Consider the following 10498-nt stretch of genomic DNA (forward strand, 5'->3'; position numbering starts at 1 on the left):
ACCAACATTAAAACTACACAAATTTATGCCCGCATAACCAACAAAAAAGTGGAGCATGACATGGAACAGCTCGCTGACAAACTCGGCAAGTTCAATAAGGCGATGGGCATCTGATAATATAATAAAATGTATAACCCTAAAATAAAAGATTTATGGAAACCAAGAAAGAACTATCTTACTTCCGTCTGAAGTTGGAGAACTATCTCAGTGAACATTTCCCCGAAATGCTGAGTGATAACCAATTCATAACGGCAAGAGCCGATGATGCTCTTACTACCTACTGTGATGCAGTGGCGCAAAGTTTCTCATATCTTGAAGCAGAGACCATGGCAAGTGAAGTCTTGTATCGAGGACTTCACTTTTCCAAGTATGACACACTTGTGTCTGTCTTGGAGAATGAGTTCGAGAAAGAACTCCCTTCTCCTCTTCCTGAAAGACTAACACCAATGCTTCTGAAGAATAAGGCTGTGCAAAGCGTTTTCGATAAGTATGAACTGACGGACGACTTCGGGGCGAGTCCAGAGTATGAGAAACTCTACACCGAATTGACAGGAACAATCGTTCTGCTCATTGAGGTCAATGGTCTGCCAACCGTCGATAGTGAGAACATGACTTGATGTAACACCATTGGGAGCTTTTATAGTGTCAAGAGCCAAGATAAACGCTCCGCTCCACACGCCAAGAGTTTGTACAAACACTTGTCTTTTTTCGAGCAAAGCTCTCAACAACTCGTGTGTAGCCTGCGCATCTTGTAACTGCTCTTGAATTGAAAATCGGCGAACGAAGTGAAAGCCAAACTATAAAAAGCTCCGATATGAATACAATCATCATGAATCAAGACGTTCTTAAAAGTGCGATTTCTCGCCGAGACAATAGAAGCGAGCTTCCATTGTCCTCACGGCTTAACGAAATCGTTCACACACCTGCCTTCATCAAGGCAGACGCATCGAACAAAACCGATAAGGACAAGCAGCTGCCGACTTCTCCCAAGCAAGTCCGCCGCTTCGGTTGGACACGCTTCATAGAACTCGCTATCCTGCTTTCCATCCTTATCGGTGTCATTTGGCTTATCTCGAAGATAGTAACGCCGCAAGTCGTAACTGCCATCTCAGTCATTGCAGGTTTTCTGATACTACGCTTTATAGTCAGGGTAATTCTGAAAGTGGCATTTACGCTGCTGAGCATTCTATTTTGGTTGGCTATTCTCTGTGCCATCCTGCTATGCATGCTTTGAGAAGCACAGCTCTGTAAAACCTTTCATGTTATTTCATTAGGTGGTTATCTCGCATTTTGAGAAAACCACCTTTTCTATGTATGACATGCCCGTCATACAACGAAAGTAGGTTAGAAAACTTTCGTTTCCCAACCTACTCGACTCTGTTATTCTGAGATAAGGAATTTAGGCTCTATAACGAATCGTGTGGGTAGGTAGCGAATATTTCTCGTCAAAATGTTACCTTTGCAAAATGAATAGTACCGAGATATTTACAATGGCATTAGGCCTGTCAGAACCTTGGACAGTATCCAAATCTTCGATGAACAGCAAAGGATATAGCTCCTCCTCTCATTACCGCATTAACCCTACGGCTGAAAAGAGTGAGCAAGTATTGGCAATTAAGTTTGTACAATGGGACGTTCCCCCTTTGGAGAGCCTTTGTAACAGCAAAGTATATATCCTACGTGTGAAACTCAATCGTGGCGAAATGATAAGCCGTGAGGAAAAGAATTGGCTATGTGAAGCGGTGAACTCTAATACCTATTTCCGCACAGCCGTTCCCCTGCAAGGCTATCGCTTTGACTTCTTTGATGTACAGAAGAAATACCTTGTCAATCAGTACGGACAATGGACAGAGTATTACGCACCCGACAGAACAAGCCTAAGAGCCTACCTATATGGACGCATCAATCAGATAGTAGAAATCCCAAAATACTAAGCAATATGAAAGGTACAGAACATTTTACACGGACAATAGCCGAGTATCTCAATCAGCGTGCTATGACAGACCCCTTGTTTGCCCCTAACTTGATGAAACCTAACAAGAATATCGAGGAGTGCATCACCTACATTCTTAATGAAGTGCAGAAAAGCGGTTGCAACGGCTTTGATGATGATGAAATCTTCTCTATGGCTGTTCACTACTATGATGAGGACAATTTAGAGATTGGCAAGCCTACCAATTGCCAAGTAATGGTCAATCACATGGTAGAACTCACAGAGGAAGAAAAAGCCGAAGCAAGGCAAGAAGCCATTAAGCAATATCAGCGTGAGGAACTTGCCAAAATACAGAGCCGTAACGCACGAGTTAAAAAGACCGAGAACATAGCAACCCAAGTACAACCATCACTATTTGATTTTTAAGCCTATGAAACCGAGAAACAAATTTGAGAAGGCAGTCCTTGCCGAGAGCAAGAACCTTCGCCCGATAACCAAGACACAAAGCAGATGGGCATTTCGTGAGTGCATCAACCACTTTGCCTACCGCTTGCCAAAAGGTCGTACCACTTGTATGGACTGTGGACATAGTTGGACACTGAACAAACATAGAAAAACTTGCACTTGCCCTCATTGCAGGGCTAAGTTGCAGGTCAAGGAAACATTCCAAAGGAAATTGCAGCAGAAGCACTATTTTACGACACTCACCGCTTGCGGAGAATACCAAGTGTTGCGGATGTTCCTCCTCGTGGCTGAAATGGAGAAAGGTTGCAAGGCAGAGTACTACACACTTGAAATCGGGCAGTATTGGTGGAACGCACAAGGACGGAAAACCTTGGTTGCCATACAACGTATATTGGGACATTACGTTGATACATTTTCCTATTGCGCACCTATGGCAATCCGCAATGACAATGAAGCCTACCGATATGTAGCCTATTCGCAGATATATCCGAAGTTCAAGGTATCAGACACACTTCGCAGAAATGGTTTCAAGAATGACTTTTACAATATACAACCGACAACACTCATTCCTGCCTTGCTTTCTGACAGCCGTGCCGAAACATTGATAAAGTCGGGACGTACAGACCACCTACGCTATTTTCTTGGCAAAAGAAGAGCGTTTGACGAGTATTGGCAGTCCTATAAGATTGCAGTCCGTAACGGCTACGATATAACGGATATTTCCCTTTGGTGCGATTATGTGGATATGCTCAGCAGCTTGGGCAAGGACATACACAGCCCGAAGTTTCTTTGCCCCATCAACCTCAAAGCCGAACACGACCGCAGACAGGAGGAGCTCAATAGACAAAGGGAAAGGGAGGAGATAACCCAAAAACAGCAGAAGGCAATGGAAGATGAAAAGCGTTTCAAAGAACTTAAATCCAAGTTTTTCGGTATCCATTTCACGGACGGCACAATCCAAGTCCACGTATTGGAGAGCGTGCGTGAACATTTGGAGGAGGGAGCGACCATGCACCATTGCGTATTCTCCAACGAATATTATCTTAAAGAGGACTCACTAATCCTGTCGGCAACCATTGAGGGCAAGCGGATAGAAACAATAGAGGTATCACTGAAATCATTTGAGGTGGTGCAAAGTCGTGGAGTGTGCAACAAGAATACCGAGTACCACGAACAGATAGTAAACCTTGTCAATGCCAATCGTAGGCTAATCAGCCAGCGGATGAAAGCTACTGCATAAAACAAACAATTAAATAGACACAGATATGAAAACAGAGATTGAAAACATTATCTATAACAGTGCGGACGAGATACCGCACATACTCATTCGGGTTATCAATGCGATAACCCTGTCCGAAAACAAGGACGAGTTAAGGTCGGCAATCAATAAAATAGCCGAAGAAACGGAACTTGACAAATTCTTTGCATACGGATATGGCGCGCATCATTTTTGGCTTAAACACCGCAAATTATCCAATGGAGAGCCAAAGGAATACAGATTATTAAAGGTTGAATTTTAAGATTATGAAGAAGAAAGTTTACAGAGTTCGAACGCAATATGTCTTTGACGGAGTATTCGATGTTGTTGCAAAGAGCAAGGAGGAAGCACGGCAGAAAGTCCTGCAAGATTGTGGGTTGGTCATGGGTGGAAGTATTCACAGCACCCTGCCCGATGATGAGATAAATTGGGCTTTCTCCACGCACCCCGAAGTAAGGATGGGACGGATAACCATTCAAGAAGAACAGACGGAATAATGAGGGTGTGTCATAATTGACTATGGTCATTTATGGCGCACCCTCTTTCTGTATATCGTTTAGCGAAAGCAAAAACAAAGTTATTTATTGATTTTTGTTATATGGTGTCCCATTGGCTTAAAATTTGACATACTATAAATTCTTTCCATAAAGGTACAAAAAAAATATGGAATGGCAAAGCCCGTGCTTGTGAAAGTTCGGGCTTTGTGATATGTTAAAAGAGGGTGTGCCAATTTTGACACACCCCCTCCTTTCTTTCGTGAGCTTCGAGCGGACAAAGAAAGGAGCAAAAAAACCCCGATGAAAAACACCTCGTTACTTTTGACAGTGAGTCGGAACGACTCAAAAGTAACAAAACGAAGACGTGGATTTAACACTACCCATTTTAATTACCAAACAATTCGGTTAAAGTAGTATTGATAGTAATAGGTTTCTTTTGTTCTGGGTATTCTCCATTTACAGAAACATAAATTACGCCATCTATTTTTTCTTTTATATGCACAAACATCTTTGTTGCCATAACAAGATAAAAATGAGTCTCATGGCAGTCTACAAAAGAATCTATATTTGAACTAATATTACTATCAGCTATTAGTTTCAAATCATCTCTTTTGACTTCACCAAATGATACATGTGGAATATCACCTTTTTTCAAAATGAAGAACCCCAATGGTTGAACTCCTGCACATAAGCTAATATGAGTTTTTTTTAGGTGTTGAATTTTGTCTGTTGTGATTATTGTATAATCTAAATCATTATATTCAATCATTTCCAGAAATTCTTCTATTTGGCTCCAATGTGTCTTATACGACGATAACTTTTTCATACTGTCAAGCACTCGCAGATACATACGATACAAATCAAACATAAAATTCGTCAGAAGAGGAGGCTTACAAAGCCCAATATTTTTATATGGAGAGTAATAAATGGTTTCCAAACTTTCTTTTGTTTCTACAACACCTTCCTTTGTTATGAGGTTATCAACCTCTGTTATGATATTATTTTGTGGAAGTGTGATAGTAAAACTGCCAGCAAAGGATGTTATCTCTTTTTTTAGTTTGGAGAATTTTTCACAATCCACGTCAGGATGATTTTGATGGGTTTCTTTGGTATTTAAGCATTGGTCCCGATAATCTGAAAGTAAGGATAATATATCTGCCTTATTAACAGGGAGTAATCGTGGAATCAATTGAAAGATATCTTTACTAAACTCCTCTACATCATCTTTCATCATCTCCATTAAAGTTGCCATTCTTTTATCATCTTCTATCAATATTGGAGAGGCTGGTATTTGAAAGAGAAAATTTATGTTGTTTAAATTCCGAAGCTTTAAAGTCCATAACCTGATCACAAGTAATGACAGGTACTTTACCGCTTTCCTAAATACAAACTTTTCATCATTTACACCTCCCATTTCGTCTGCAAAATAAAAATTTTGCTGTTGAAAAGCAGGAACCGTACATATCGAATCTACGTTTTCCAGCATCTCAACAATCTCTATAAATGTGCTTGGAATTAAGCCATAGTATTCTGGCTCTGAATGTGTATAAAGGAATATATCATTGAGCCATTTATATCTTTCATTATGGAGTAGTAATGTTCCTATCATTACATGGCGAAGCATAAATTCTTTTTTGTCCTGCCTTAATATCTCATTGGCAACAAAGCGATATCGTAGACTTGAATAACTATCAGCAAACTGCCAATATTGTTTGAACCAAGAGTGGTTATTATATGTTATAGCCTCATTTAGTAAAAACCACATCATTTGATGAGTTTGCAGGCTAATTCTTGACTTTGATATCTGGTTATACAAGATTGCTACTATATCATTATTTCGATGTAACAAATGATGTCCATCATCCTCTCTGATGAACCCTTTTAGTTTTCTAAGTATTGCAACAACATTCTCATCATATACAACTGGCGGTAAAATCGCATCTTCTTTCTGATTCTTATAAGAATCGCCCTGTTGAATAGTTATGTATGAACATATACTTGACATAGCATCAAAGTAAAGTTGATGATTATTTTTTGAGTCGGCATAGATTGCTAAATCAAAAATATCCATGACGTTGGATTTGTTAATTTGCCCTCCCTCTATATGCCTAAGAAGTTCTCCCGCATTCTCGTATTTTATCATTAACTGGAATAGTAGAAAAGTAAATCCCATCAGTAGTACCAAAAGAATAGCTTGGATTGTCACAAAACCTATATTCCACCATTCTGCATGTAGTAGAAAAGGGGTAGAAACGGCAAATAACAAATTCAGTATAAGAAGGATTTGGAACACCCTATATATTATCTCTTTTGTAAATCTATTCGCAAGTAATGTGGAATCATATTGTGTATATATTCTACCGATACTTTGCATTATCAAAGGATATCCGACACCGTAAAGAGCTGCTAAAATGGAAAGGAATCCGCTGAATGTATAATTAGTAAAATCAAAAATCATTTTCTTTGATATCTTTTATTTGTTGTTCTACTCTACGAATTATTCTATTTGTCTCCCTGATAGTCTTATTAAGGTCAGAGAGTTCAGAAGATACAAGTTCAATTTGTTCGTTTTTTATAGAGTCTTTGTTGTTTTGTATTGAGTCTCTGTATAAAATTTTTTGATGTTCTTTCTGAATAGATATTTCTTGTTGAGTGTTATATTTCCTGTGAGTAACACTCGACAAAACAAGCATTAGAATAGCTATGAATGAAATCGCACACATCCCCCCTATAAAAGGATTGTTTCTATTCCACCAACTCTTGTTCTTTAGTATTACCCTGAATTCTTTTTGCTTTATCTTTTGGGGGAGGTGAGTGTTTACTTCTTCTATTGTATTATTAAATAAATCGTCTATTTCTCCCGTCTCAACCTCTTGTTTGATGTCGGGTGTAATATCGCTCTTATCTCTCAATTTACGAATGTAAATTAGAATAACGCCAATCAAGGGAATTGTTACTATAAGGGGTAAACAAAATGAATTCATATATGATATTCTCCTGCTATTTTCCATTTCTCTTCACGCTCAGTAAGCATCCTCTATGCAAAAGGCGTATTTCGTTTACAAAGTTACTCATTCATAGCGAGAAAGGCGAATAAAACGGCAAGAAAACGCCCCTTGCGGAACATAAAAATGTCGCAAGAGGCATATTTAGCAATCAAGGTACATAAAACAGGACAAACTCAACCTTTCGTCGTTTGACCAGCCCTCTGAGGACCTTGCCCTTGTATTGGCAGAAAGAGACAAATTCACGGTAGAAATTCCTGTCGCCCGATTCTATCCTCCGCAGCAACCTACTCTTTGGATGCTTGCCATATCCAAGCAATCGCCCCACGCCCACATTGTAGGCAAGCAAGGTGAGTAGCAGTGCATCCTTACCATAACCTTTAAAGTGTTCAAAGCATTTCCAAAGGTCGGCACGGAGCAGAGAGTCCGCTTGCCGTTCCGTCATATCTGCCGTGAAACGTTCTCCTGGTTGCAACTGATGCCCATAGCCAACATACGGATAATTCTGCCAGCCGTGCATGCCCTCAAAGTATTTTACTACAACTACCGCACGCTCAAAAGGTGGCAAGTCTGCCAGCCGCACCCTGCGCTGGGCAAGGGTCGGCTGACAGAGCAAGCACATTATACAGAATAAAGCAAAGCGTTTAGCCGTTCGCATCGTTCAAGGCTCTGGTTACTACTGCGGTGGTTTTTCCCTTTTCTTCCTCCTTCTCATTATTGAAGCTGAAAGTCAGTTGCTGCATTTTGCCAAAACTATCCTCCACATACACGTCAATCGTCTGGCGGTCAGTGGAGAGCGAGGTGTAATACAGACGGAACACATCTTTTGTAAGCGGATAGCGGTCGTTGGGCTTGAACACCGTACCATCGTCCATCTTCAGCGTTCCTTTGCCATCAGGCTGGAAATAACGTATCGTATAGCGAGTGTCAGCAAACTCACCGCCCCGCTTCAGCGTGCAGCGTATCTCTGCCGTCTGTCCCTTGGTGATGTCCTTCTGAACAGGCATCGTCTCGATAGTGAACGGATAAGCCTGCTGCACATCCAGTTCCCTATCACAAGCAGATAGGCAAAACACGGCAAGGGTCAGCACACCCATTACCCAAATCGTATTCAATATCTTCTTCATCTTTTCTTCTACTTAAAAGTTAAACCTTAGCCCTACAGAAACAGCCGGACGGAAACGATGCACGTCCGTTCCAAAGATGAAACGCCCCTGTGCTCTTACAAGAAAGAGAACCCTGTCCGTTAGGAATACTTCCACCGAGCCATGCACGGCACCGCCATAGACGAAGTGTGAACGGTCGTGCAGCGTTGCCCCATCAGGCAATAGTGTCTTGTCCTCGTTCAGCTGCTCATAGCCACCCAAGGCGGATATGCCACCATAAAGCAACACATTCTTACCTCTGTCGGAGAGAACAGGCTGCATATAGCCCACCTGCAAAAGTGCATCCTTGAGTTTTATGTTATAACTTCTGTACGGCATTTTCTGCTGTTCATACTCCACTGTTATAAAGGTGTAGTTCTCACGCTTTAGATAGCGGGTGAGCGATACACCCGCACCGAAGTTATCTCCTTGAAAGAGTTTTTCTCCCTTTAGAATAGGTAGACTGCCTACGACCTCTATTCTCCTTTGCTTGGGTATCAGTCGCTGTGCATGTGATGGCAGACTGAAAGTCATAGCCACCGCAACGCATACTGTCAAAATGATATTCTTTTTTTTCATTACCATTTCAGTTTGAGATTATCAATCTTCTTTGCCAACTGCAGGTCTTCTGCCGTTACATAAAAAGTCAGTGTACGACCGCCATTTCTCTCATAGAGTGTCACTTCAAGCTGCTTGTCTTCTGCAAGAGAAAACTGTTCGAGCGCAAACACTGTGTGTTCACTACCCATGCCACGCACCTGCATCACCTGATGATAGGCGCGAAGTGGCAGCAACACCAGCTCCTGTATGGCGGTGCGCTTTGCCATCTTCTTATCTACCACCTTAAAGGTGATAAAATCCACTGAGTACGGCATATTCGTGCCGTTTTCCATACGAGTGTGGAAATACAGCAAGCCGTTATGGGCGTACAAGCCACGAAGCAGAAACTTCATACCGAACTGCTGCGAGCCGATATGTTTGACGGTACGCCTGTTGTTCTGATAGATAGTCTGCATCATCAGTTTTACTAATACGGGCGACTCGTTGCCGAGTTCCTTGAAATAGATGTCGGCACGGTTGCTCGGTAGTCGTCCGTCCGTTGGTGACAGGAAGTCCTTCATCTCGATGCTTAACTTCTCCGGCTCATCAGCATATTTGACATTGAAAGCGTAAAACGAGCCGTCGTCGCAGATGACACTCATATTGGTTTCCGTCTCAAAGTCCTTCACCGAAGCCTTTACACGCAGTACGTTCTCTGCATCCTCCGCTTTTCCTGCGATGATGTTCTGCGAACCCAAGTCCACATAGCGAATGGGAGCAGGGAAAATGAGATGCACGGTCTTGTCAAAGGTAACGTCAAGACCATAAGGCAGTACGACACGCCCCGTTGGTATGGCACGGCTCATCCCTTGAAAGAGTTCGTCAGAAGAGAGAGGACGATTAGGCATAAGCGGTGTGCCGTTGTTGATGTCTTGTGCAGTGGCTGTCGCTCCCATCGTAGCGAGCAAAGCCATTGATAAAATAAGTTTCTTCATTGTTGCTGTTGATTTGATGTTATTGTTTTACTTGTTATTCTTGATTGTTTATTTTGTCTGCACCAAGAAGAGGCGATAGCCCCCTTTGAGCGTTACCTTTACGGTGCGCAGCTTCTTCTGAAGCTGCTGACTTGCACCCTGCATCACCCCACGGACAGCCTCGGAGATAATCTGATCCTTGGCAGAGGAAGCGAAGGTAAAGGAGGTTCCCATTGAACCACCGATGTTCGCCCCGACTTCCTTAAGCGCATTGATGTCCTCCGAACCTGGTATATACACCCCCTCCTGTCCGTCCGTGTCGTATGCCGAGAGCTTGACGGCTATGATATGCCCACCAACCTCAATACTCTTAATGAGCAGATGCATACGGTTGCCCTCAATCTTGGCAATAGCTATGAGTCGGCTTTGACGTGGAATGCGCAGTCTCTGCACCTTGGCAGTCTCCAGCAGACGAAGCACCACATTGTCGCCCTCCTTGAGCGTGGTTGTCCTGTCCACGACCACTTTGAGCGTGTTGCGCATCGTGGGTGCAGCGTAAGCATCCAATATTAGCCGCCTTTGCGTGGTCTTCCTGCCTTACTACCTTTGCCCGAAAAACTTATGTTTGTACTCAACGAAACAAATGTTTTTCGGGTTTGTTGCACTCCTGTGGACATGCGT

At 42.2% G+C, this 10498-nt stretch carries 13 protein-coding genes and 2 pseudogenes; 8 read left to right on the plus strand and 7 right to left on the minus strand.

Annotation, left to right across the window (positions count from 1 at the left end):
• The 8 genes and pseudogenes from C1709_RS01090 to C1709_RS00675 all read left to right on the plus strand — a co-directional run.
• Positions 1-114: pseudogene (locus C1709_RS01090) on the plus strand (tyrosine-type recombinase/integrase); the annotation flags it as partial.
• 38 nt (positions 115-152) lie between these two features.
• Positions 153-617 (plus strand): DUF1896 domain-containing protein, encoded by a 465-nt coding sequence (locus C1709_RS00645; protein ID WP_102285017.1) that lies wholly within the window; start codon positions 153-155, stop codon positions 615-617.
• Between the two features lie 197 nt (positions 618-814).
• Positions 815-1234, plus strand: a complete 420-nt coding sequence (locus C1709_RS00650; RefSeq protein WP_245836890.1) for a hypothetical protein — start codon at positions 815-817, stop codon at positions 1232-1234.
• A gap of 256 nt (positions 1235-1490) precedes the next feature.
• Positions 1491-1934, plus strand: a complete 444-nt coding sequence (locus C1709_RS00655; RefSeq protein ID WP_102285030.1) for a hypothetical protein — start codon at positions 1491-1493, stop codon at positions 1932-1934.
• Between the two features lie 5 nt (positions 1935-1939).
• On the plus strand, positions 1940-2359 hold the full coding sequence (locus C1709_RS00660; protein ID WP_102285018.1) for a PcfK-like family protein: 420 nt from the start codon (positions 1940-1942) through the stop codon (positions 2357-2359).
• Positions 2360-2363: 4 nt separating this feature from the next.
• On the plus strand, positions 2364-3638 hold the full coding sequence (locus tag C1709_RS00665; protein ID WP_102285031.1) for a PcfJ domain-containing protein: 1275 nt from the start codon (positions 2364-2366) through the stop codon (positions 3636-3638).
• A gap of 25 nt (positions 3639-3663) precedes the next feature.
• A complete protein-coding gene (locus C1709_RS00670) occupies positions 3664-3918 on the plus strand; it encodes a hypothetical protein (protein ID WP_004358302.1) in 255 nt (84 codons plus the stop codon).
• A gap of 4 nt (positions 3919-3922) precedes the next feature.
• Positions 3923-4153 carry a hypothetical protein gene (locus C1709_RS00675; protein ID WP_102285032.1) on the plus strand — a complete coding sequence of 77 codons (231 nt, stop codon included), beginning with the start codon at positions 3923-3925 and terminating at the stop codon, positions 4151-4153.
• A gap of 385 nt (positions 4154-4538) precedes the next feature.
• Here the strand turns inward: C1709_RS00675 and C1709_RS00680 are convergent, their stop codons facing one another.
• From C1709_RS00680 to traM, 7 genes and pseudogenes are all read right to left on the minus strand, one after another.
• A complete protein-coding gene (locus C1709_RS00680) occupies positions 4539-6611 on the minus strand; it encodes a hypothetical protein (protein ID WP_102285019.1) in 2073 nt (690 codons plus the stop codon).
• On the minus strand, positions 6601-7137 hold the full coding sequence (locus tag C1709_RS00685) for a coiled-coil domain-containing protein (RefSeq protein ID WP_245836891.1): 537 nt from the start codon (positions 7135-7137) through the stop codon (positions 6601-6603). Before C1709_RS00685 ends, C1709_RS00680 begins: the two co-directional genes overlap by 11 nt.
• Before the next feature lie 172 nt (positions 7138-7309).
• A complete protein-coding gene (locus C1709_RS00690; RefSeq protein ID WP_102285020.1) occupies positions 7310-7816 on the minus strand; it encodes a glycoside hydrolase family protein in 507 nt (168 codons plus the stop codon).
• Complete coding sequence (locus tag C1709_RS00695; RefSeq protein WP_102285021.1) at positions 7803-8285, minus strand: DUF3872 domain-containing protein; 483 nt, start codon at positions 8283-8285, stop codon at positions 7803-7805. The genes C1709_RS00690 and C1709_RS00695 overlap by 14 nt, the downstream gene beginning before the upstream one ends.
• Before the next feature lie 12 nt (positions 8286-8297).
• Positions 8298-8888 carry a conjugal transfer protein TraO gene (locus tag C1709_RS00700; protein ID WP_102285022.1) on the minus strand — a complete coding sequence of 197 codons (591 nt, stop codon included), beginning with the start codon at positions 8886-8888 and terminating at the stop codon, positions 8298-8300.
• Positions 8882-9838, minus strand: coding sequence for a conjugative transposon protein TraN (gene traN / locus C1709_RS00705; protein ID WP_102285023.1), 957 nt, complete (start codon positions 9836-9838; stop codon positions 8882-8884). The genes C1709_RS00700 and traN overlap by 7 nt, the downstream gene beginning before the upstream one ends.
• A 48-nt stretch (positions 9839-9886) precedes the next feature.
• Positions 9887-10384: pseudogene (gene traM, locus C1709_RS00710) on the minus strand (conjugative transposon protein TraM); the annotation flags it as partial.
• Positions 10385-10498 lie beyond the last annotated feature (114 nt).

Source organism: Metaprevotella massiliensis, from assembly GCF_900241015.1.

Bases quoted from the DNA above. Each gene is read 5' to 3' on its own strand.
- C1709_RS00660 (WP_102285018.1), top strand. From the start codon at position 1,940: ATGAAAGGTACAGAACATTTTACACGGACAATAGCCGAGTATCTCAAT.
- C1709_RS00695 (WP_102285021.1), bottom strand. From the start codon at position 8,285: ATGAAGAAGATATTGAATACGATTTGGGTAATGGGTGTGCTGACCCTT.
- C1709_RS00700 (WP_102285022.1), bottom strand. From the start codon at position 8,888: ATGGTAATGAAAAAAAAGAATATCATTTTGACAGTATGCGTTGCGGTG.
- C1709_RS00680 (WP_102285019.1), bottom strand. From the start codon at position 6,611: ATGATTTTTGATTTTACTAATTATACATTCAGCGGATTCCTTTCCATT.
- C1709_RS00690 (WP_102285020.1), bottom strand. From the start codon at position 7,816: ATGCGAACGGCTAAACGCTTTGCTTTATTCTGTATAATGTGCTTGCTC.
- C1709_RS00645 (WP_102285017.1), top strand. From the start codon at position 153: ATGGAAACCAAGAAAGAACTATCTTACTTCCGTCTGAAGTTGGAGAAC.
- traN (WP_102285023.1), bottom strand. From the start codon at position 9,838: ATGAAGAAACTTATTTTATCAATGGCTTTGCTCGCTACGATGGGAGCG.
- C1709_RS00685 (WP_245836891.1), bottom strand. From the start codon at position 7,137: ATGAATTCATTTTGTTTACCCCTTATAGTAACAATTCCCTTGATTGGC.
- C1709_RS00655 (WP_102285030.1), top strand. From the start codon at position 1,491: ATGGCATTAGGCCTGTCAGAACCTTGGACAGTATCCAAATCTTCGATG.
- C1709_RS00665 (WP_102285031.1), top strand. From the start codon at position 2,364: ATGAAACCGAGAAACAAATTTGAGAAGGCAGTCCTTGCCGAGAGCAAG.
- C1709_RS00650 (WP_245836890.1), top strand. From the start codon at position 815: ATGAATACAATCATCATGAATCAAGACGTTCTTAAAAGTGCGATTTCT.
- C1709_RS00675 (WP_102285032.1), top strand. From the start codon at position 3,923: ATGAAGAAGAAAGTTTACAGAGTTCGAACGCAATATGTCTTTGACGGA.
- C1709_RS00670 (WP_004358302.1), top strand. From the start codon at position 3,664: ATGAAAACAGAGATTGAAAACATTATCTATAACAGTGCGGACGAGATA.